Raw genomic sequence first — 22385 nt, 5'->3', positions numbered from 1 at the left:
GCTTTAATGTGAAAGCAAGATTTTCGTGATGTTCGAAATAGAAATTCACGACTTGCTGTTTGAAAAGTTGATTGTATTTAGTCATAAAAAGTCTGCACCTTAGTGAGTTGGTTATTTAGTCCAACTTTTGGGGTGCAGCTCAGTCTTACAAGCGGTTTTTTTTTGAAACTTAGTAATCAATAAAAGATTCGGTATTTGCCCCTTCTTTTTCAACCACTGGTTTATTCATATGTTCACGGTCTAAGCCTAGCACTAACGCCACACCGATTGCGATATAGATTGAAGAGTAAGTACCGAAACCGATACCGATCAATAACGCAAGTGAGAAGCTATGAATACTCGGACCTCCGAACCAGAATAAGGCTGCTACCACGAAAAGGGTGGTGATAGAGGTCATTAATGTACGTGAGAGCGTTTGACTTAATGAAATATCAATCACCTCTTGCGAGCTTACACGGCGGATTTTACTGAAGTTTTCCCGCACGCGGTCGAATACTACGATAGAGTCGTTAAGTGAATAGCCAACAACGGAGAGAATCGCAGCCACAAAAGTAAGATCGATCTCAATTTGAAGGAAAGAGAAAATCCCCACGGTAACTAATACGTCGTGAAACAAGGCTAAAATACCACCAAATGCCATACGCACTTCAAAACGCGTACCAACGTAAAGTAAGAGCATTCCAAGTGTTGCAAGCGTTGCATAGATCGCCCCTTGCGTAAGTTCTTCCCCCACGTTTGGTCCTACAAATTCTACGCTTTTAATCACCGCTTGGGGGTCAATATCTTTATGCACCATATTCATAATTTTATTGCCCAAATCCTTATCGCCTGCAGATGCGGGTAAGCGGATCATAATGTCTTTTTGGCTACCCGTGGTTTGCACTAAGGCACTGCCAAAGCCTTCTTTTTCTAAAGAGGCACGCACTTTTTCCAAGTCAGCAGGTTGTGAAAATGAGGTTTCAATCACAGTACCGCCCGTGAAATCTAATCCCCAGTTAAACCCTTTGGTCACGATAGAAAAAATACAAAGTGCCGTGACAATGAGTGAGAAACCAAAACCAATAAAGCGATAACGCATAAATGGAATGAGCTTATACGGAAGCTTAATTTCCGATACGTCTTTTTCTTTCTGAACAGTTGCCATTTATATCACCTTAAATCCAAAGTTTTTTGACACGTTTGTTACCACCATATACCCAGTTTACAAGCATACGTGTTCCTGTGATTGCGGTAAACATAGAGATCATTACGCCTAATGCCAAAGTAATCGCAAAGCCTTTTACAGGTCCTGTACCCACAGCATAAAGCACTAATGAGGTTAAAACGGTGGTTAAGTTTGAGTCGAAGATTGAGGTAAACGCACCGTTATAGCCTTCGTGAATGGCTTGTTGAACAGAACGTCCATTGCGCAATTCTTCTTTTATGCGCTCGTAAATCAATACGTTCGCATCCACCGACATCCCTACCGCTAACACGATACCTGCAATACCTGGCATTGTTAAGGTTGCACCAATTAATGACATTAACCCCATGGTTAAAATCATATTGACGGTTAATGCTATGGAAGCAAACACACCAAATATTTTGTAGTATACCAAACAGAAAATAATAGTGAGTACTAGCCCATATATCCCCGCTTCTACACCTTTTTCAACGTTATCCGCACCAAGTGACGCACCCACTGTTCGTTCTTCTACAATAACGATTGGCGCAATCAATGCTCCTGAACGAAGCAATACTGCTAAGTTTTGAGCTTCAGCAGGTGAGTTAATTCCTGTGATTTGGAATTGGTTACCCAAACGGCTGTTGATGGTTGCAACATTAATTACTTCTTCATGTTTTTCAAGGATCACTTTGCCATTTGCATCACGACGACCAGAATCTTTGAACTCACTATAAAGTGTTGCCATTGGCTTACCGACTGCACTTTTCGTAATCTCTGCCATTTGGTTACCACCATCGCTGTCTAGCTTAATGCTAACTTGTGGTAAGCCACGGTCATCTTTGCCAGAGTTTGCATCAATAATATGCTCACCACCTAAACTCGGTTTACGTTTAAGTACCATTGGGCGACCATCTTGCGTATATTTGAGTTCTGAATCCGCAGGCACAATCCCACGTGTTGCTGCTTCTGGATTTACAGCATCATTGACTAAACGGAACTCAAGCGTTGCAGTTGCACCAAGCAACTCTTTCGCTCGAGCTGTGTCTTGCACCCCTGGCAGCTCAACTACGATACGATCGGCACCTTGACGCTGAATAGTCGGTTCAGAAACACCTAACTCTTCCACACGTTTACGCAAAATCGATAAGTTTTGCTCAATTGCCATATCACGAGCACTTGATAAACCCGCTTCCGAAAGAGCAAAGGTTACTTCTGTTGGTGAATTATACGTCGCTTCTAGCGTAGTATGAGTGCGTTTCACTAATCGTACGGCTTTATCGGCATTGCTACTATCAGCAAATTCAATAATCGTTGCAAAATTATCGCCTTTTTTAATCGCTTTATATTGGATTTTGTCTTTGCGGAAATCTGCACGCAATGAATCTTGTAAGCTCTCTTGTTGCTTTTGCATTGCCGTATTCATATCCACCTCCATTAGAAAGCGAACCCCACCACGCAAGTCTAAGCCACGTTTCATTGGGCTACCGCCAATATCTGTTAGCCAAGTTGGTGTTGCTGGAGCAAGGTTTAAAGCCACTGAATATTTATCACCTAGCACTTCTGAGATTTTCTCTTTAGCAGGCAATTGTTGATCGTCTTTTTCCAGACGCACTAAGATCGAACCATTTTCAAGCTGCGTTGCTTTTGGTGAGATATTCAACGATGCAAGGGCATTATTAACTTGAGCCAATGTTTCCGTTGTTGCCTCTTGCCCACGCATCCCTGAAATTTGAACGGATGGATCTTCACCATATAAATTTGGAAGAGCATATAGACCACCAATTAAGGTAATAATGATGACCATCAAGTTCTTCCATAACGGGAATCGATTTAACACACTAATTCTCCTAAAAGTAAAACGCTTGTTTTAAGTACGCAAATGCACTCAAAACAAGCGTTAAAAATGAGATTAAGGTTTCAATGCTTTCATTGTACCTTTTGGTAAGGTCGCTACTACGAAGTTACGAGAGATCATCACTTCATTGTTGTCGTTTAATGCGATCACGATGTTTTCGTCTTCAGCACTTACTTTGGTAATTTTACCGATTAAACCACCGCTTGTTAAGATTTCATCCCCTTTTGAAAGGCTTGAAAGCAAGTTGCGTTGTTCTTTTTGGCGTTTAGATTGTGGGCGGAAAACCATAAAATAAAAAATCACACCGAACACAGCGAGAATGATCAACATTTCTAAACCGCTACCTTGTTGCATAAAAGCTCCTTAAAATCAATGAGTTAAGTTAAAAATATCTTTTTTCCGTATTCTGCCAAAATCAGTGAGGAAAAGTACATTATAAAATAGCATAAAATTGATTTTTTCACGAGTAGAAAATTTATGCGGGGGAAAAATAATAAACCAGCAAAAATATTTCCCGAATCTCTCAAAAAATTATTGACAAATCTCTCACTTTAGCACATTCTCTACCCATCTTTCACGCTAAAGTAAATAGCTAAATTATGAATACTCAAGCAATGATGACCACCATGATTACGATCATTACCATCTTCGTGTAGTGCGGGTCAGTATTGTTAAAACCAACCAAGAAAAGCCCGCTACAAGCGGGTTTTTTTGTAGAAAGATTTACAACATCACTCTTTTATCACTCAGGAGAAACTATGCGAGTTCTTAAATTTGGCGGCACATCGCTTGCAAATCCAGAACGCTTTATGCAAGCGGCAGATATCATCGAAAAAGCACATTTAAAATCCCAAGCAGCAGGCGTGCTTTCTGCTCCCGCTAAAATTACCAATCATTTAGTCGCCATCGTAGATAAAGCGATTGCTGGCGAATCTTTCGAACAAAACCTTTCTGAAGCAACCGACATTTTCCATAATATTATCAATGGGTTACATGCAGCAAATAATAAGGTTGATCGTGAAGGTTTATTAGCATTAGTTGAGGCTGAACTTAAACAAATCCAAGGTGTTGCCCAAGAAGCTGCACAAAGTAAGTCTCTTCCAGATTCCATTGCAGCAACCATTCACTGCCGTGGTGAAAAACTTTCAATTGCGATGATGCAAGCGTGGTTTGAAGCTAAAGGTTATGAAGTAACCAATATCAATCCTGTTGAAAAATTACTCGCTGTAGGTAGCTACTTAGAATCTTCTGTGGATATTGCTGAATCAACCAAACGTGTTGATGCCAACGCAATTCCGCAGAAAAATATCGTGTTAATGGCTGGGTTTACGGCAGGTAATGAAAAAGGTGAATTAGTGCTTTTAGGGCGTAACGGTTCTGATTACTCTGCAGCTTGTTTAGCAGCTTGTTTAAATGCAGAATGTTGTGAAATTTGGACTGATGTGGATGGCGTGTACACTTGTGATCCTCGTTTAGTCCCTGATGCGATTTGTTTAGAATCAATGAGTTATCAAGAAGCGATGGAGCTTTCTTACTTCGGAGCGAAAGTGATCCATCCTCGTACAATCGGTCCCCTTGTTCCACTCAATATACCGTGTTTAATTAAAAATACGGGTAATCCTGAAGGTAAAGGAACTTACATTGATGGTAATATCAATGATGATGGCTTAAAAGTAAAAGGTATTACCAACCTAGATAATATAGCAATGTTTAACGTATCTGGTTCTGGTATGCAGGGAATGGTTGGGATGGCTGCCCGTGTATTCTCATCTATGTCAAAAGCAGGGATTTCGGTCATTTTAATTACACAATCTTCATCAGAATATAGTATCAGTTTCTGTGTGCCAGCAAAATCAGCAGAAAAAGCTTTATCTGCACTAGAGAGTGAATTTGCTCATGAATTATTAGAAGGTTGCTTAAATCCTATTGATGTTATTAAAGATCTTTCTGTTGTTTCTGTTGTTGGTGATGGAATGCGTACTGCTAAAGGGATCGCAGTCCGTTTCTTCTCTGCACTTGCTCAAGCGAATATCAGCATTGTAGCGATTGCTCAAGGCTCATCTGAGCGTTCTATCTCTGCGGTAGTACCGTTAAATAAAGCGATTGAAGCCGTAAAAGCCACGCATAAACGCTTATTCAGCAACAAAAAAGTGGTGGATATGTTCCTTGTTGGCGTGGGGGGCGTTGGTGGCTCATTGATTGAACAAGTGAAACAACAAAAGGAGTTCCTTGCAAAGAAGGATATTGAGATCCGAGTTTGTGCATTAGCCAACTCCGATAAAATGTTACTCAATGAAAACGGTTTAAATTTAGATAATTGGCAGCAAGATTTAGAGAACGCAACACAACCATCAGATTTTGATGTGTTGCTCTCATTCATCAAATTGCACCACGTAGTAAACCCTGTATTTGTGGATTGTACTTCAGCACAATCTGTGGCAAACCTTTACGCTCGTGCGTTAAAAGAGGGCTTCCACGTAGTGACGCCAAACAAAAAAGCGAACACTTCAAGTTATGCCTACTATCAAGAAATGCGTGAAAATGCTCGCCAAAGTCAGCATAAATTCTTATACGAAACAAACGTAGGAGCAGGCTTACCCGTTATCGAAAACTTACAAAACTTGCTTGCTGCAGGCGATGAAGTTGAGAAATTCGAAGGGATTTTATCAGGCTCACTCTCTTTCATTTTCGGTAAACTAGAAGAGGGCTTAAGTCTTTCAGAAGCAACTTTATTAGCGAAAGAAAAAGGCTTTACCGAGCCAGATCCGCGTGATGATTTATCAGGTGCAGATGTAGCACGTAAATTGCTGATTCTCGCACGTGAAATGGGATTAGCTCTTGAGTTTGAAGATATTGAAGTGGAAGGCGTATTGCCAAAAGATTTCTCAGACGGAATGAATAAAGAGGAATTTTTGCAAGTGTTGCCAGAGCTTGATGCAGAGTTCAATAAACGTATTGAAGCCGCAAAAGCGGAAGGTAAAGTGCTACGCTATGTTGGCTCAATTGTAAACGGAAAATGTCGTGTCTCGATTGAAGCGGTCGATTCTGAGCACCCACTTTACAAAGTGAAAAATGGTGAAAACGCACTTGCCTTCTTCACTCGCTATTACAGCCCAATTCCACTCTTATTGCGTGGTTACGGTGCGGGCAATAGCGTAACGGCTGCGGGTATTTTCGCGGATATTTTACGTACCTTACATGGAGGAGCACAATAATGACAACATTACGTATTTATGCACCCGCTTCGAGTGCAAATATCAGCGTCGGTTTTGACTCTTTAGGGGCTGCTATCTCGCCAATCAACGGTTCTTTGCTGGGCGATGTAGTGCAAATTGAAGATTGCGATCAGCCATTTGAGCTTGAAAGTGTCGGTTATTTTGTTCGCAAATTACCAAAAGAGCCGCAAAAAAACATCGTTTATCAAGCTTACGTGCTTTTCAGTGAACGCTTTAAATTACGTGGCGGCAAGATCAAAAACTTACGCTTAACGCTCGAAAAGAATATGCCAATTGGTTCAGGCTTAGGCTCTAGTGCTTGCTCAATTGTGGCGGCATTAGTTGCACTCAATAAATTCCACGATGAGCCATTTTCAAAAATGGAATTGTTGGAAATGATGGGGGAATTAGAGGGGCGTATTTCAGGATCAATTCATTACGACAACGTAGCACCGTGCTATTTAGGTGGCTTACAATTAATGACCCAATCGCTCGGTAATATCTGCCAGCCGTTACCTTTCTTCGATGAATGGTATTGGGTACTTGCTTACCCTGGCATTGAGGTTTCAACCGCAGAGGCTCGTGCAATTTTACCGAAAAATTACACTCGCCAAGATATGATCCAACAGGCTCGCTATTTAGGCTCATTCGTCCACGCTTGCCATACACACCAAGATGTTTTAGCGGCTGCGATGATGAAAGATTTAATCGCCGAACCTTACCGTGAAAACTTACTGCCGAACTTCCCAACTGTTCGCCAAGGCTGTAAAGATCTCGGTGCATTAGCTGTCGGTATTTCTGGTTCAGGCCCAACCATGTTTGCGATTGCACCAGATTTGGAACACGCTCAAAAATTGGAAGCCTACTTAGAAAAAGAATACCTCCAAAACAACGAAGGATTTATTCATATCTGTAAAGTGGATAATTTAGGTGCGAGAGTGCTGAAATAAGTTTTACAACAATAACTCTAATTAAAACCACACCAAAATAAATAAAGGCGGGATAGACCGCCTTTATTTCCAAAGTTACTAAAATTTATAATTCAAACTCATAATAAAAGTTCTTCCACGTGCAAAGTTATAAAGTACGGTTTTATCTGAGCCACCGTTACAAGCAGATGGATCTTTTGCACATTCGATAGAATTATTTAAACTTGAATAATAACGTTGCGAAGCCGCATCATTTCCAGCATCTAATGGATCAACATAACGTTTATCTAACAGATTTTGTACTTCCGCTTTAATAATCAAATCTTTGATTGGTTCATAGCTGACGTGTAAATCTAAAATAATCGGTTGTTTTTCAATCTCTTCCGTTTTCTTAACGGCATAGTAAGTTCTATCACCCGCGGTATTTAATTCAAAGTGAGATCCGTTGATATATTCTTCTTGAATGGTCGCTCGTTTACTTTTTCCATAATAACGGGCTGCGATACCCAAGGTTAATTTTTTATCAAACCAGCGTGTGCCAAGCTCTAATCTTCCGTAGTCTTTCGGTAGCATTGAAACGCGAGATAAGCCATAACCTTGTTTCAAAATATCTTCTTTTGATGCATTATTAGGACGTGGACTAGCATCGGCATAATTAGTTGGTTGATTCGTACGTTGATAAGCGTAAGAGAAATTCGCAAAGAAACGTCCCATATCATAATTAAGCTCTAACTCGGCACCGCTTTTTTTCACGATCGGCTCATAATTTTGATGAGCGATGGTAAAGCGAAAACCATTCGTGTTTGCCCACGTAGGTACAATGCCATCTCTCCACCAAACACCGTAAACATTATGGATGTAGTTTTTAATAAAACTACGATAACCTACTAATTTCACACCTAATACATCGTCTTGAGTAAACAATCCTTTTTTATAGGTGTTAAAGCCTAGTTGATAGGTTTCCGCCCGTTCAGGTTTCAATGCAGTATTCACCCCCGCATCAGACACTTGAGAGAAAAACATCTCTTGAATATTCGGCATTCTGTGTGTGCGTGAATAAGTGAAAAATGGCATAAAATAATCACTTAGCTCTGCACTTAATGTAGCAGAATGATTGAATGCCTTTTTATGACCTGATTTATGTAAAATCGGTTCATTAATTTGATCCGCTGTATTTTCATATCCAACATACTCACCATTAAACGCATAATGGGTAAAATTAACGCTGTAATCTAAATGATAAATGCCTTTAGAAAGTCCAGTATCAAAATACACCGTTTTAAATTTCTGCTTACCTGAAGGTTGTAAAATCACTGAACGCTGTGGCAGTAAATTACGACTACCTTTAAATCGTCCTAAATTACTGTAGTTACCTTGATCATGTGAAGCATCATCATAAAACAAGCTTAATTCTTCTGGAAAACGGTTTTTACTGTATTCATTAGTAAAATAGTTAAACCCTAATGTGGTTTTTAAATCGATTTCTTTTGGCAATAAGAAGGTATAGCTGTTATTTATATCAACAATATTGGCCACATTCTTGGTAATAAGTTTGTCTGCAACTTGCCAGCCAGCAAAAAAACCGCCCTTAGGATAAATGGTTTTACCAATGTTATGTGCAGCCATTAAATTAAGATCAAGATAGTTGTGATCATTAAAGTTATAATTGAATTGGTAATTACGGTTTTCTATTTTACGTGAGCCAATTTTGTTATCTAATGTGCGTAATTGTGCTCCTAGCGTATGGTGATCATCGCCATATTCAAATTTTAACAAATGGCTACGCGAGTGTGATTGCAAACTACCCGGCTCAATCGGTGCAACACTATATTGATCTTTATTGCGTTCAAATGAGTCATTTGTAGAATTTACTTCATCCTGTAATTCAGGTATTTCTTGAGGCTGAGAGCCATTTGCTAATTCTTTTAAAATTTTCTTTCTTGTTTCATTTTTATAGTGATCAAGTTTATAGCGAGATATATTGTAACGTGGCTCATCTGGCGTGTCCTCTTCACTAATATAATCGTAATTTTCTTCTTGTCGTTCAATTCGAGTAATACAGCCTGGGGTTCTTGTTTCGATAGCTCCAGTTAGTTCATTTGTAGTTGTAATGGGATCTGTACTCCCATTAAATATTGGAGTTGGAGCATTACAAGACCAATGATTTTTGTTTAAATCAGGTGCCCATTGCCCTGCAGGATTTAAAACATAACCCGCATTACGAAAATAAGCTTCTTTTTCTTTCGCTAGAATATCCTGCCCTAATGATGCTAATCGTTCTCCGCCACCGATACGATAATCTTGTGAAACTTCACGTTGGCTATAACCATATACCATGCCTACATAGCCACCATTATCAAGCCATTTTCTGCCTGCAGCCATCGTCATAAAATTGGATTTAGTAGCATTACTTCCCGTCATTCCTTTAAGAATAATGCCAAATGGTTTGTCATCGGTAATGACATCATTAACGCCTAATGTTCTAAAATTAGCACTGCCCGATAATGCATTTATACCGCTTGTTCCCGAAAAGTTACTTTTATTGACATCTACACCTGCAATAAAATTAGGATCGATTGCCGCACCAAATTGAGAACTTCCGCCTGATTGACCAGAGTCTAAGGCTGTAGAATAGAAAGTCTGTGTTACACCATCAACCATCGTATTGACACGACCTAATCCATTTTCGCCACGAATATTTACAGAAACTACACCCGAACCTTTATCTTGCTGAGTAAATGCCCCAGGAATGCTCCGAATCACTTGGTCAATGGTTTGTGTTTCCTTAAATACATTTTCACGCGTACTTTTTGCTTTGGCTTCAGTGAAGGGCTTCTTATCGTTACTCACTTCGCTAGACTTTACTTGGATTTCATCTAGTACTAAATCTGCATAAGCAAATTGAGCCACCCCCAGTAATGATAATGTAATGATGTTGAGCGAAAACTTTTTGCTCATGCTTGTCTCCTTGTATTTTTTATGGTTATTTAATGAAAATGGCTCGCATTTTCTATCTAAAAACCACCATATTCAAATGGTTTTTACCTATCAATTTAAAATAAATTGCTAAATAAATGAAAGAGAAAGAAAAAATGGCAAATAAAAAAGCGGATAAAGTTAAATCCATTACTTTATCCGCGTTACTTACTAGGTAAATGATATAAGATTAATTTTGATTATTTTGCACAACCACAAGTGTTTACTTTATCTTCAAAACGGCGAGCTGCTTCGTCCCAGTTTACGACGTTCCAGAATGCTTTGATGTAATCTGGGCGACGGTTTTGGTAGTTTAAGTAGTAAGCGTGTTCCCAAACATCTAAGCCTAAGATTGGGTAGCCTGAAACGCCAGCCACTTCTTTACCCATTAAAGGTGAATCTTGGTTTGCTGTAGAAACAACGGATAATTTACCCTCTTCTAATACTAACCACGCCCAGCCTGAACCGAAGCGGGTTGCTGCAGCTTGTTCAAATTGTGCTTGGAATGCTTCAACAGAACCGAAATCACTCTCAATTGCGTCTTTTAATGCACCTTGTAAAGTTGTGCCAGTTTTTAAACCTTTCCAGAATAACGTATGGTTTACGTGACCGCCCACATTGTTACGTACCGCAACACGTTTTTCTGCTGGAACTTGCTCAAGGTTTGAAATTAATTTACCTGGGCATTGTTCTAATAATTCTGGATATGCTTCTAATGCTGCATTTGCATTGTTCACATAAGTTTGGTGATGTTTAGAATGGTGGATTTCCATTGTTCTTGCATCAAAATGTGGCTCTAATGCATCGTATGCATAGCCTAATTCTGGTAATGTGTATGCCATTGTTATTATCCTCAAATATATAAAATAATAGGTAAAACTTGAGTTAAAACTCGTTGTAAATTCTACCAAAAAATAGTCAGTTAATACACTTTAATTTGATCTATCGCAAATATTTGTCATATTTTTGCTAAAATATCACCGCTTACTTATATGCTTATTTTATGACGAAAATAACGGAGAAAAGAATGATCCAACAAACTTTATGCTTAATTAAACCAGATGCGACGAAACGCCATTTAATCGGCAAAATTTTATCGCATTTAGAAGAAGCAGGTTTAACCATTAAGGCCTTGAAAAAAATCCAACTTACCCGTGAACAAGCGGAAGGTTTTTATGCAGAACATCAAGGGCGCGAATATTTTACCCCGCTCATTGATTTTATGATTTCAGCCCCTGTAGTTGCTGTGGTTCTGGAAGGCGAAAACGCGGTAGCAAATTATCGTGCTTTAATGGGAGCAACGAAGCCTGAAGATCAAAAAGAAGGGACACTTCGCAAAATGTACGCATTAAGCGGACGTGAAAATTCCGTGCACGGTTCTGATTCTGTTGAATCAGCAGAGCGTGAGATTGCCTATTTCTTTACATCAAATGAAATAGTGTAAGCGGTTCATTTTTAGAAATCTCTTGCGAGATCTAAAACCTTCTTTATATAAAAAAATATACAAAATGCTAGATACTGAAATTCTACTGACCATCAAATTACAAGATACGCTATTTGCTGATCCTCGCCGTATTGAATTATTACGCCAAATTAAACAGATTGGTTCAATCAACCAAGCAGCAAAATTAGCTGGTGTAAGCTATAAAACCGCGTGGGACAACATTGATGCTATGACAAAAATTAGCCCTAAACCTTTGCTTGAACGTAGCACGGGTGGGAAACAGGGTGGCGGCACGCAACTGACCAGCTATGCAGAACGTCTGTTGCAACTTTATGATCTGTTACAACACACACAAAAGCGTGCCTTTGACATCTTACACGAAGAGAATATTCCACTTGATAATGCACTGGTTGCAACTGCAAAATCTTCTTTAAAAACTAGTGCAAGAAATCAGCTTTTCGGAAAAGTATCAGGGTTAAAACAAAAGGGAGCGTTAGTTTGGGTTGATGTAAATATTGAGGGGATGAACGAGTCGATTTGTGCTGTTATCACTGAAAAAAGTAGCAAGCGGCTTGAGCTCACACTTGGTCGAGAGGTGATGCTATTGATTAAAGCTCCTTGGATTAAACTCAATGCCCAACCCACAGGTCTAAACGATTTCATAGGAAAAATTGTTACTATTGAGAAAAATGAAGTGATAATAGAAATGCAGCAAACGACGTTTTGTGCAACAACTGAAAGTGATTTTTCAGCTCAAGTAGGTGAGCAAATTCCACTGCATATAGGGCCAGAGCAGATCATTTTGGCGGCTATTTAATACAAAAAAGTCTGCCCGAAGGCAGACAAGGAGTGATTTCTGTATCTGAATTGTTATTATAGTATTATATAAAAATATAATAGCGATATTTATTTTATCGCTGATAGTTAAATTACGCAATAAATTTAGCGTGTTTTTACCTTTTAATTAACAATTAAGCTCACTTGAATATCTAAATGTAAAACAAATGTTACAAAATAGAGGGGAAATCTTGATTTTCCCTCTCTTTTTTGATTTTTGCTGGAACGGTTTAGCTAAAGTGAGGTACAATCGGTACCATCTTTTCAATTTTAAACTTACCTTTATATAAGGAGCAAAAACGCTTAGTTTATCGGCAAAAAATATCCGTTTAAATACTTGAATTAGACAAAGCCTTTGCAAATCCAGAAGCAGCCATCAAACAAGCGGTAGAAAATGCAAAAATATTTGCAAATGCGACCGCTTCATCATCGCTTTCATCAAGTGGTGTGAAAAACATCGTGGCGGTAACGGCTTGTCCAACGGGTGTGGCTCACACTTTTATGTCAGCTGAGGCAATTGAAAATTATACTAAAGCTCAAGGCTGGAACGTGCGTGTAGAAACTCGTGGACAAGTCGGTGCGGGCAACCCAATCACTCCAGAAGAAGTAGCTGCCGCAGATCTCGTCTTTGTGGCGGCAGATATTGATGTGCCTTTAGATAAATTCAAAGGTAAATTGATGTATCGTACTTCAACAGGCTTAGCGTTGAAGAAAACCGCTCAAGAGTTTGAAAAAGCATTCAAAGAAGCGAAAGTGTTTGAAGATGCAGCAACAAATGCGACAACAGAAACCAAAACCGAAGAGAAAAAAGGTGTGTACAAACACTTAATGACAGGCGTGTCGCATATGCTTCCTCTTGTGATTGCTGGTGGTTTATTGATTGCCGTTTCCTTTATGTTTGGTATTGAGGCATTCAAAACTGATGATTTCGCAGGCTTGCCAAAAGCGTTAATGGATATTGGCGGCGGGGCGGCATTCCACTTAATGATTGCCGTATTCGCAGGTTATGTGGCGTTCTCAATTGCTGACCGTCCAGGTTTAGCAGTAGGTCTTATTGGTGGGATGTTAGCTACCACTGCGGGAGCGGGTATATTAGGCGGTATCGTTGCAGGTTTCCTTGCGGGTTACGTGATGAAATTCTTAAATGACATTATCAAATTACCACCAAGTTTTACCTCACTTAAACCGATCTTAATTCTGCCATTATTCGGTGCCGCCATCGTGGGTTTATTGATGATCTATGTCATCAACCCACCAGTAAAAGCGTTGATGGACGCATTAGTGGATTGGTTAAATACAATGGGGCAAACCAATGCGGTGATTTTAGGTCTTATCCTTGGTGCGATGATGTGTGTTGATATGGGCGGGCCAGTAAACAAAGCGGCTTATACCTTCGGTGTGGGCTTAATCGCTTCTCAACAATATGTACCAATGGCAGCGGTAATGGCGGCAGGTATGGTGCCACCAATTGGTATGGCAATCGCTACTTTCCTTGCTCGCTCTAAATTTACTGCAAACCAACGCGATGCAGGTAAAACTTCATTTGTATTAGGTTTATGTTTTATTTCTGAAGGGGCATTACCATTCGTTGCGGCAGATCCTGTGCGTGTGATCATCTCATCTATATTAGGTGGTGCAACGGCTGGTGCAATCTCAATGGGCTTAGGTATTACCCTTCAAGCACCGCACGGTGGTTTATTCGTCATTCCATTCGTTTCACAACCGTTGATGTACTTAGGTGCAATCGCATTAGGTTCAGTGGTAACAGGTGTAATTTACTCTGTTATTAAACAAAAAGCGGCAGAATAATTCTGGACTTTTGCAAATAGCCTCTTAGCACGTGTTAAGAGGCTATTTTACTTTCCATCTTTACTTATCTTTTTTCGGGTTTGACTTTTAAAAACTTCGCTTTTGTGCTATTTTCTACACCGATTTTTTACCCTTTTTTCGGAATAGAACAAAATGAACTTAACAACAAAACAAAGACAATTTTTAAAAGGCTTGGCACACCACTTAAGCCCTGTGGTTATGCTGGGGGGCAACGGTTTAACTGAAGGCGTGTTAGCTGAAATTGATAACGCATTAAATCATCATGAGTTGATCAAAGTGAAAATTGCTGGTGCAGATCGTGAAGTAAAACAGCTAATTATTGATGCTATCGTGCGTGAAACCAACGCAGTAAACGTACAAACTATCGGGCACGTGCTTGTGCTTTATCGTCAAAGTGATGATAAAAAAATCACACTGCCAAAAGCAACAAAATCAATTTAATTAAAATGGGCAGCCCGCAGGGGTATATGCCCATTTTCTCTTTTTAAACACTATTATGGTTAATAAACTCTCTTTTTATACCGCTTTAATGCTTTGTATTCCGCTCTTTGTCTGGGCAACAGGTTGGCATTGGGTTAATGATGCTCATTTAATTTCAGGCTTCGATACCTTTATGTATTTCTTAACCGAAAGCGGTTCAGCTCCTTATGCTTTGATTACCTGCGTTGTGTTTATGTTATGGCTAATGAAATTAGTAGCAAAACGTTATTCTTGGCTTTTAGTTGGAGCTGTGTGTGCTACTTCTGTGATTGGCACGCAAGCAATTAAAATAGTAGCAAAACATACTTTTGCTGAGCCTCGCCCTTATGTTGTGCAAATGATGGGTGGAGAAGCTCAAGCCGAGCAATTTTATGAACTTTCACGTGATGAACGAGCGGTATTAGTCGCACAACATTACCAAAACCACAATTTCCCGCTGGTGGTAAAACATCGTGAAAGTGAAACAGGCTATTCATTCCCATCAGGGCATACGATTTTTGCGGTTTCGTGGCTACTCCTTTTTGCGGGCTTATTAATCGGAATACGTTCGCAAGCGGTCATTTTTGCCCAAGGTTTTGCATTAGTTTGGGCAGCATTAATGTTAATCAGCCGTTTGCGTTTTGGCATGCATTACCCAATCGATCTCTTTATTAGCACTCTGATTGCGTGGATATTCCATTGCATCCTCTTTATTTGGATTATCCCTTTTGCTGAAAGATTTTCATTATTTAAAAAACGAGGTTAATTATGGCAGTTTATTACGGCTTAGACATCGGCGGCACAAAAATTGAGCTTGCGGCTTTCAATGAAAAATTGGAAAAACTGTATAGCGAACGCGTGCCAACCCCGCAAACAAACTATGAAGATTGGCTTTACACCGTTGAAACATTAGTGCGTAATGCAGATGAAAAATTTGGTGAAAAAGGCTTTGTTGGCTTAGGGCTCCCAGGCTTTGTAAACCGTGAAACTGGCGTGGGTGAAATAACTAATATTCGCGTAGCAGATGGCAAAACCATCTTAAAAGATTTAAGTGAACGCTTAGGGCGTGAAGTACGCGGCGAAAACGATGCGAACTGCTTTGCTCTTTCTGAAGCATGGGATGAAAACAACAAGCAATACTCTACCGTGCTTGGTTTAATTATTGGCACGGGCTTTGGCGGTGGTTTAGTTTTTGATGGCAAAATTCACTCAGGTCATATCGGTATGGCGGGAGAAGTGGGTCATATGCAATTAAACTACCACGCTTTAAAACTACTTGGTTGGGATCATGCACCAATCTATGATTGTGGCTGTGGCAATCGTGCCTGTTTAGATACCTATCTGTCAGGTCGTGGCTTTGAATTGCTGTTCCAATCTTTAGAACAAGAGACAGTAAAAGCGAAAGAAATTATTGAGCGTTTCTACGCAAAAGAGCCGAAAGTGGTGGCATTTGTTGAGAAATTTATCGAATTGATGGCAATCTCAATCGGAAATTTAATTACCATTTTAGACCCTGATATGATCGTCTTTGGCGGAGGCTTATCAAACTTTGATTACATTTACGAGGCACTACCAAAAGCATTACCACCGCATTTAATGCGTACGGCAAAAGTACCTGTGATTAAAAAAGCGATCCACGGCGACTCAGGCGGCACACGTGGCGCAGCTGCGTTGTTCTTAAAATAAATATATGATCTAGGGTAATAACAAGTTGAGGTTGGTTGATTAATTTCTTCGTTAATTGCTACTGCCAAATCTCCCCTCCCCCTCTTTGCTAAAGAGGGGATTGTTATAGCAAAATTAGATTTTCACGTCCAACATCAACATTGCAAAAATTGAGAATATAAATAAGCCAACAACTATCAATTTATTAAAGAACCTCCCCTCTTTAGCAAAGAGAGGGAGGGGAGATTTGGCAGAAGATAAAACGAAGAGAGTAAAATATAAAAGGAAAAATATGCTAAACATTACCCCCATCCCCGCTCTATCGGACAACTACATCTGGGTTATTGCTCAAGAGAACCAAGCTATTATTGTTGATCCTTCTGAAGCTAAACCCGCATTAGATTATCTTGCAAAACATTCACTAAATTTAACCGCGATTTTGCTTACACATCATCATCACGATCACGTGGGCGGCATAAATGGAATCAAACAACATTATCCGAACATTCCTGTGTATGGACCTGCTGAATGCCAAGAGTGGACAACTGAGATTGTTGAGCCCGAAACGCATTTGACACTGTTTGGCTATGATGTTCGCGTGATTGAAAGTGCAGGGCACACCGAGCAGCACGTAAGCTATCTGTTTGGCAACGAATATCTCTTCTGTGGCGATGCATTATTCTCAGCAGGTTGTGGGCGAGTTTTCACAGGCGATTATCAAGCCGAATTTGAAGCTCTTCAACGCTTTAAAGCCTTACCAAGTTTTGTCGAAATTTTCCCTGCTCACGAATATACAGCAAGTAATTTAAAATTTGCTGAAGCGGTGATGAAGCCGAGCTGTGCTTTCTTTGAATATCAAGAATTAGTGTTAATGAAACGTGAACAACATCGTCCAACTTTGCCAACAACGCTTGAAAAAGAGCTGGTAATTAACCCATTTTTAAGAGCAGAAACGTTGGAAGAGTTTATTGAGTTGCGGAAGCAGAAAGATAATTTTTAGGTATTTTTCCTAAAAAATGATAGGATTAACCTTTAAATAATACAAAATAATATAAAAAATGAAAGACACTCTACGTATTGCAACTCGCCAGAGCCCATTAGCACTTTGGCAGGCGAATTTTGTTAAAGCAGAATTAGAAAAACATTTCCCTGAATTAAGCGTCGAACTAGTCACAATGGTGACCAAAGGCGATATTATTTTAGATACGCCACTGGCAAAAATTGGTGGTAAAGGCTTGTTCGTGAAAGAGCTGGAGTTGGCTCTGTTAGAAAATCGAGCAGACATCGCTGTGCATTCGATGAAAGATGTGCCGATGAGTTTTCCTGAAGGCTTAGGCTTAGCGGTGATTTGTGAGCGTGAAGATCCGCGCGATGCTTTTGTTTCTAACCGCTATGCAAATTTAGATGAATTGCCTGAAGGTGCAGTTGTAGGTACTTCAAGCTTGCGTCGTCAATGTCAATTGGTGGCGAAATATCCGCATCTCACCGTGAAATCCTTGCGTGGTAATGTGGGCACACGTTTAAGCAAGTTAGACAATAGCGAATATGATGCGATTATTTTAGCTTCGGCTGGTCTAATCCGTTTGGGAATGCCTGAACGCATTAAAAGTTTTATCTCCGTTGAGCAATCGTTGCCTGCGGCGGGGCAAGGGGCGGTGGGAATTGAGACCCGCATCAATGATGAACGCATATTGAACTACCTTGCAAAATTAAACCACGAAACGACCGCTTGTTGTGTGAAGGCCGAACGTGCAATGAACACTCGCTTGCAAGGTGGTTGCCAAGTGCCAATCGGTGGTTTTGCGACCATTAAAAATGGCGAAGTTACTTTGAATGCTTTAGTTGGAGCATTAGATGGTTCGAGTATTATTCGAGCCACAGGCAAAGCACCAGTGAGTGAAGCAGAGCAGCTTGGTGTGAAAATCGCTGAGCAACTACTTGCACAAGGTGCGGATAAAATTCTGGCTGAAATTTATGCTGAATAATTTATGAATGTATTAGTGACTCGCCCCGATGCACGTGGGCAAGAGTTGGTAGAGTTACTCAACCAACAGCAAATTTTCGCTTTGCATCAACCGCTTTTTACGCTAGAAGCGGGGAGAGAATTGCCAATTTTACCTTCGCTTTTTTCACAGCTGAATGTAGGCGATTATGTCTTTGCGGTGTCGAAAAATGCGATTGATTTTGCGTGTAATACGCTGGCTGAAACAGGTTTTAAATTCCGCCGTGATCTGCAATATTTCTCTGTTGGGATACGAACTGCCAGTTATTTTGCTGAAAAATCAGAACAAGCGGTCAAATTTCCTATCCATTTTGAAAATAGCGAAGGCGTGTTAGAGTTGCCAGAAATGCAAGCACTCGAAGGTAAAAACCTGGTGATTTTACGTGCGGATAGCGGACGAGAATTATTGGCTCAAGAAGCGGTAAAACGTGGAGCAATGGTACAGAATGTGGAGTGTTATCGTCGCGTGCTGATTTCTGAACAGCTTTCTGAGAAAATCAGTCTTGCTAAACGTTCGGGCATTGATACCATTGTGATTACAAGCGGTGAGATTTTAGCGACCTTAGTAGAGCTGACCGCTAGTGAAGATCAATCTTGGCTATTTGAGTGCCAAGTTGTAGTAGTGGGCGAGCGAATTGCGACTTTAGCTAAGCAATATGGCTGGGAACGTGATAAGATCATTGTGTCGCAAAAAGCAGATAATCAAACTTTATTAGATGTATTAGTAAACAATAAGCGATAACAATTTTGTTTTCGTGGAAAGAGGTGATTATGTCAGAAAAAAATACGCCAAATTCAGAAGAAACGCTAGCACAAGCGGTCGAATCTTCAGAAAAATTTGCAGAGAATTTAGCTTCTGCAGGCGTGATGCCTGAAAGAGTTGTAGTGAAAAAGAGTGGCACGGCAATCGGCTTATTAGCTTTATTCGTTGCATTAGCTGTTGGTAGTGCAGGGTATTATTTCGGTGCTAAAAAATTAGCTGAAGTGAATACACAATTGCAGGCTTTAACTAAAGTAGCAAGTGCAGAGAATACTATACAAGCGGTGGATTTTTCAAAAGAAAAAGCACAATTAGATGAGCTTGTAGGCAGTTACGATAAAGCCTTAGAGCGTATCGCTCAATTAGAAAAAGAGCAAGGGGCTTACTCTAGCCAAATCCTTGCGTTACAAACTCAAGTTAAGCGAGCTAATTCAACGCAAGCTGACTCAAGTGCGTGGTTGCTCTCGGATGCGAATTTCTTATTAAATAACGCATTGCGTAAGCTCAAGATTGATACCGACGTAGACACTGCTCAAAGCTTGTTAGAAGAAGCAGATGTGACGTTGGCAAAAGTGACAAATAGCCAATATTTATCTCAAGTGGGTCAAGTTCGTACAGCAATTCAGGCGGATCTCAATAATTTAAAAAGTGTTAATCAAGTCGATCAAAATGGATTAATGCAACGTTTAACAGCATTGGCAAACAACTTGGATGATTTACCAATGTTGGAAAATGAAAGTGTGAATACCACTCAAAATGCGGGCGAAGTGAGTAATTCAATTGATGATTGGCAGCAAAATATTGAGAAAACCGCAAATTCTTTCTTAGATCATTTCATCCGCGTGAGCGACAAAAATAAAAATGACGAGAAAGGTTTTATCGCACCAAATCAAGAAGTTTATTTGCGTGAAAATATCCGCTTACGTTTACAATTAGCCATTTTAGCAATTCCACGTCAGCAGAATGCACTTTACGATAAATCGTTAGAAGCGGTTAGTACTTGGATTCGTAGCTATTTCAATACGCAAAATGAGAATGTGAAAAACTTTCTCAAAGAGTTGGATGAGTTGAGTGAACAATCTATCTATCTTGATGTGCCTGAACAATTGCAGAGTTTAAATGTGTTAAATAACATCTTGAGAAAAGAGCCAGTGCAATTAGACAAGATTGAGATTAAGGAAGAAAAAGAGCTTGTAGAGCCTTCAAAAATAGAAGAGGCTAAAGCTGAACCTGCTCAAGAAACAACAAAAACGGGTGAAAAAGTAAGTGAAAAGCCTGCTGAAAAATCGGATGAGCAATCTACTAAAGATGCTCAAGCACAATAAGGAGGAGCTATGTTTCGTGTTCTCTTTTTAATGTTATTAGTGCTTGCAGCTTTAGTAGCAGGTCCTTATTTGGCTGGGCAGCAAGGTTATGTGCGTATTGAAACTGATACCAAAATTATCGAGATGAGTCTTGTCACCTTAGTACTTTTCTTTGCGGCTGCAATGGCATTGGTTTATGGCATTGAATGGCTTGTTCGCCGATTCTGCCACTTAAGCAAAGGTTCGTATGATTGGTTTTTTTATCGTAAACAAAAACGAGCTCAACAAGAAACTTTGGAAGGTTTAATGCAAATGAGCGAGGGCAATTACTCGAAAGCCGAAAAATTGTTCAGCAAAAATGTAAAATATGCGAATGAACCGATCATTAACTTAATCAAAGCCGCGGAAGCCGCACAGCAACGTGGCGACGATTTAGAAGCAAATAAATATTTAATAGAAGCAAGCAAAATTGGAGGCGAAAATAATGTCGCTATAGAATTGGCTCGTGCGAAAATTCTCGTGCAACAAGGTAAATTACCTGCAGCACGTACAGCCATTGATAGCTTATTAGAGCTTACCTCAAACAATACGGAAGTGTTACGCTTAGCAATTCGCATTTACCAAGATTCAAAAGCCTATATAGCGTTAGATAAAATTTTGGAAAGCATCGGGCAACGCAGTTTCCTTTCCTGTGAAGAATATGAAGCCCTTGAACATTTCGTAGACGATGGATTACTCGACGAAGTGATGAACGAAACAGGGCAAGAAGGATTACTCAGTTGGTGGGAAAAACAACCGAGCCGCCGTCGTAAATCTGTTTATGCACGCGTAGGATTGATTAAACGCTTAATAGATAGTGAAGATCACGAATCTGCCCAAGAGCTTGCCTTCGAAACGCTAAAAAAATATGAAGATGAGCAACTTGATGGTTTATTCGAACAATTAACCCGCTTGCAAATTGATGAAGGGGCAAAACTCATTAAATTATTGATGAAACGAATGGCAAAAGCCGATGTGCTTTACACCGATGATTACGCTAGAGCATTAGGTTACATTTATGCCCGTGAAGGTGATTTCAGTCGTGCGAAAGGTTATTTTGCAAACTTGTTAGAGCACCAAGAGTGTATCGCAAACGACCGAATTATGGCGTTATACGTCGCTGAACAAGTAGGCGACACCGAACTTGCCGAGAAAATCCGCCAAATTAACTTGAAGAAAGTGAATATTGCGGAGAAGGCGGAGAGTTAGAAGAGTGAAGTAAAAATCTAAAATAAAATAATTGCTAATATTATTGAAAAATAAACTGTAGAAGATCAAACCCAATCTGACAGTCTCCTGTTTAAAAACTCGTGCCTGTCAGATTAATTTAAGTTTAGATTCTTTTCTGCCTAAGTACGTTTCTCCATCTATCAAGTAATGTTTCCATTTGAGTTCTTCCGCAATACATTTTATTTTGTTTCTTATAGATACGCTTTTTCAGATTAGGCACACGTTGATTTTGATTAAGTAATTTCAACCCTACTTTGTTCTGCTACTTGTTGATAGTGATCAAAGGTATCACAACTTATACCCATAATTTTACAGGTTTGCGAGATGTTACCTAATTCTTTGGATAAATGAAGTAAATCTGTCTTGTATCTACTATGCCAACGGGAAACTCTCACTTTTTATTTTGATTTATCAGATTAAGTCTGATTTTATTCACATTGAAAGAACTTGGTAGTTGGTAAACATTAGAAATGGTAAAAATATGCTTATTAGAATGTAGATTACTTAATGGTACACGCAGGTAGAATAAAATTTACGACACAATCTTGACATAATCATAAACTATAAATAGAAAGAAAATACCATTTTTTAGTAATAAAATATTGATTTATAAGACTTTTAATGGCACGCCCTAAAGGATTCGAACCTTTGACCCACGCCTTAGAAGGGCGTTGC

General features: G+C 39.7%; 17 protein-coding genes and 1 pseudogene. 13 read left to right on the top strand and 5 right to left on the bottom strand.

The window, feature by feature from the left end; translation table 11 throughout:
- Positions 1 to 169: 169 nt before the first annotated feature.
- The 3 genes from secF to yajC all read right to left on the bottom strand — a co-directional run bounded on the left by secF (position 170) and on the right by yajC (position 3374).
- Positions 170 to 1144, bottom strand: a complete 975-nt coding sequence (gene secF / locus QMF79_RS03425; RefSeq protein ID WP_111313529.1) for a protein translocase subunit SecF — start codon at positions 1142 to 1144, stop codon at positions 170 to 172.
- Positions 1145 to 1154: 10 nt separating this feature from the next.
- Positions 1155 to 3002, bottom strand: a complete 1848-nt coding sequence (secD, locus tag QMF79_RS03420) for a protein translocase subunit SecD (protein ID WP_281772779.1) — start codon at positions 3000 to 3002, stop codon at positions 1155 to 1157.
- Between the two features lie 72 nt (positions 3003 to 3074).
- Positions 3075 to 3374 (bottom strand): preprotein translocase subunit YajC, encoded by a 300-nt coding sequence (yajC, locus tag QMF79_RS03415; RefSeq protein ID WP_005706203.1) that lies wholly within the window; start codon positions 3372 to 3374, stop codon positions 3075 to 3077.
- A gap of 404 nt (positions 3375 to 3778) precedes the next feature.
- Between yajC and thrA the strand changes: the two genes are divergently transcribed.
- Both thrA and thrB read left to right on the top strand, forming a co-directional pair.
- Complete coding sequence (gene thrA / locus QMF79_RS03410; protein WP_281772778.1) at positions 3779 to 6235, top strand: bifunctional aspartate kinase/homoserine dehydrogenase I; 2457 nt, start codon at positions 3779 to 3781, stop codon at positions 6233 to 6235.
- Positions 6235 to 7185 (top strand): homoserine kinase, encoded by a 951-nt coding sequence (gene thrB / locus QMF79_RS03405; RefSeq protein WP_005706192.1) that lies wholly within the window; start codon positions 6235 to 6237, stop codon positions 7183 to 7185. The genes thrA and thrB overlap by 1 nt, the downstream gene beginning before the upstream one ends.
- Positions 7186 to 7263: 78 nt before the next feature.
- On the opposite strand, the gene QMF79_RS03400 is transcribed toward thrB, so the two are convergent.
- Positions 7264 to 10122 (bottom strand): TonB-dependent receptor domain-containing protein, encoded by a 2859-nt coding sequence (locus QMF79_RS03400; protein WP_281772777.1) that lies wholly within the window; start codon positions 10120 to 10122, stop codon positions 7264 to 7266.
- 218 nt (positions 10123 to 10340) lie between these two features.
- Positions 10341 to 10982 (bottom strand): superoxide dismutase [Mn], encoded by a 642-nt coding sequence (gene sodA, locus QMF79_RS03395; RefSeq protein ID WP_281772776.1) that lies wholly within the window; start codon positions 10980 to 10982, stop codon positions 10341 to 10343.
- Positions 10983 to 11167: 185 nt separating this feature from the next.
- Between sodA and ndk the strand changes: the two genes are divergently transcribed.
- The 11 genes and pseudogenes from ndk (at position 11168) to QMF79_RS03340 (ending at position 21689) form a co-directional block, all read left to right on the top strand.
- The gene (gene ndk / locus QMF79_RS03390) at positions 11168 to 11584 is read left to right on the top strand and encodes a nucleoside-diphosphate kinase (protein ID WP_005706160.1); all 417 of its coding nucleotides are present in this window, start codon (positions 11168 to 11170) and stop codon (positions 11582 to 11584) included.
- A 64-nt stretch (positions 11585 to 11648) separates the two neighbouring features.
- A complete protein-coding gene (locus QMF79_RS03385) occupies positions 11649 to 12401 on the top strand; it encodes a TOBE domain-containing protein (protein ID WP_281772775.1) in 753 nt (250 codons plus the stop codon).
- A 353-nt stretch (positions 12402 to 12754) separates the two neighbouring features.
- Positions 12755 to 14230: pseudogene (locus tag QMF79_RS03380) on the top strand (fructose-specific PTS transporter subunit EIIC); the annotation flags it as partial.
- Between the two features lie 153 nt (positions 14231 to 14383).
- Positions 14384 to 14692: a ribosome assembly RNA-binding protein YhbY gene (yhbY, locus tag QMF79_RS03375; RefSeq protein WP_005708497.1), complete on the top strand. Its 309-nt coding sequence runs from the start codon at positions 14384 to 14386 to the stop codon at positions 14690 to 14692.
- A 55-nt stretch (positions 14693 to 14747) separates the two neighbouring features.
- On the top strand, positions 14748 to 15476 hold the full coding sequence (locus QMF79_RS03370) for a phosphatase PAP2 family protein (protein ID WP_281772774.1): 729 nt from the start codon (positions 14748 to 14750) through the stop codon (positions 15474 to 15476).
- A 2-nt stretch (positions 15477 to 15478) separates the two neighbouring features.
- Positions 15479 to 16396, top strand: coding sequence for an N-acetylglucosamine kinase (nagK, locus tag QMF79_RS03365; protein WP_281772773.1), 918 nt, complete (start codon positions 15479 to 15481; stop codon positions 16394 to 16396).
- A 271-nt stretch (positions 16397 to 16667) separates the two neighbouring features.
- On the top strand, positions 16668 to 17375 hold the full coding sequence (gene gloB, locus QMF79_RS03360; protein ID WP_281772772.1) for a hydroxyacylglutathione hydrolase: 708 nt from the start codon (positions 16668 to 16670) through the stop codon (positions 17373 to 17375).
- A 58-nt stretch (positions 17376 to 17433) separates the two neighbouring features.
- Complete coding sequence (hemC, locus tag QMF79_RS03355; RefSeq protein WP_281772771.1) at positions 17434 to 18360, top strand: hydroxymethylbilane synthase; 927 nt, start codon at positions 17434 to 17436, stop codon at positions 18358 to 18360.
- Positions 18361 to 18363: 3 nt separating this feature from the next.
- Complete coding sequence (locus QMF79_RS03350) at positions 18364 to 19119, top strand: uroporphyrinogen-III synthase (protein WP_281772770.1); 756 nt, start codon at positions 18364 to 18366, stop codon at positions 19117 to 19119.
- A 29-nt stretch (positions 19120 to 19148) separates the two neighbouring features.
- Complete coding sequence (locus QMF79_RS03345) at positions 19149 to 20462, top strand: uroporphyrinogen-III C-methyltransferase (protein ID WP_281772769.1); 1314 nt, start codon at positions 19149 to 19151, stop codon at positions 20460 to 20462.
- A gap of 9 nt (positions 20463 to 20471) precedes the next feature.
- Positions 20472 to 21689, top strand: coding sequence for a heme biosynthesis protein HemY (locus tag QMF79_RS03340; protein WP_281772768.1), 1218 nt, complete (start codon positions 20472 to 20474; stop codon positions 21687 to 21689).
- Positions 21690 to 22385: the final 696 nt, after the last annotated feature.

The organism is Pseudohaemophilus parahaemolyticus (assembly GCF_938021905.1).
Taxonomy (GTDB): domain Bacteria; phylum Pseudomonadota; class Gammaproteobacteria; order Enterobacterales; family Pasteurellaceae; genus Haemophilus_A; species Haemophilus_A parahaemolyticus_B.
Note: the sequence above shows the minus strand (reverse complement) of the source record. Positions and strands in the feature narration are given on the sequence as shown.

What these genes read in the sequence shown, in the direction of transcription:
- QMF79_RS03350 (WP_281772770.1), top strand. Translation starts at nt 18,364, where the DNA reads ATGAATGTATTAGTGACTCGCCCCGATGCACGTGGGCAAGAGTTGGTA.
- QMF79_RS03400 (WP_281772777.1), bottom strand. Translation starts at nt 10,122, where the DNA reads ATGAGCAAAAAGTTTTCGCTCAACATCATTACATTATCATTACTGGGG.
- gloB (WP_281772772.1), top strand. Translation starts at nt 16,668, where the DNA reads ATGCTAAACATTACCCCCATCCCCGCTCTATCGGACAACTACATCTGG.
- QMF79_RS03340 (WP_281772768.1), top strand. Translation starts at nt 20,472, where the DNA reads ATGTTTCGTGTTCTCTTTTTAATGTTATTAGTGCTTGCAGCTTTAGTA.
- sodA (WP_281772776.1), bottom strand. Translation starts at nt 10,982, where the DNA reads ATGGCATACACATTACCAGAATTAGGCTATGCATACGATGCATTAGAG.
- nagK (WP_281772773.1), top strand. Translation starts at nt 15,479, where the DNA reads ATGGCAGTTTATTACGGCTTAGACATCGGCGGCACAAAAATTGAGCTT.
- hemC (WP_281772771.1), top strand. Translation starts at nt 17,434, where the DNA reads ATGAAAGACACTCTACGTATTGCAACTCGCCAGAGCCCATTAGCACTT.
- QMF79_RS03370 (WP_281772774.1), top strand. Translation starts at nt 14,748, where the DNA reads ATGGTTAATAAACTCTCTTTTTATACCGCTTTAATGCTTTGTATTCCG.
- yhbY (WP_005708497.1), top strand. Translation starts at nt 14,384, where the DNA reads ATGAACTTAACAACAAAACAAAGACAATTTTTAAAAGGCTTGGCACAC.
- QMF79_RS03385 (WP_281772775.1), top strand. Translation starts at nt 11,649, where the DNA reads ATGCTAGATACTGAAATTCTACTGACCATCAAATTACAAGATACGCTA.
- thrB (WP_005706192.1), top strand. Translation starts at nt 6,235, where the DNA reads ATGACAACATTACGTATTTATGCACCCGCTTCGAGTGCAAATATCAGC.
- ndk (WP_005706160.1), top strand. Translation starts at nt 11,168, where the DNA reads ATGATCCAACAAACTTTATGCTTAATTAAACCAGATGCGACGAAACGC.
- thrA (WP_281772778.1), top strand. Translation starts at nt 3,779, where the DNA reads ATGCGAGTTCTTAAATTTGGCGGCACATCGCTTGCAAATCCAGAACGC.
- QMF79_RS03345 (WP_281772769.1), top strand. Translation starts at nt 19,149, where the DNA reads ATGTCAGAAAAAAATACGCCAAATTCAGAAGAAACGCTAGCACAAGCG.
- secF (WP_111313529.1), bottom strand. Translation starts at nt 1,144, where the DNA reads ATGGCAACTGTTCAGAAAGAAAAAGACGTATCGGAAATTAAGCTTCCG.
- yajC (WP_005706203.1), bottom strand. Translation starts at nt 3,374, where the DNA reads ATGCAACAAGGTAGCGGTTTAGAAATGTTGATCATTCTCGCTGTGTTC.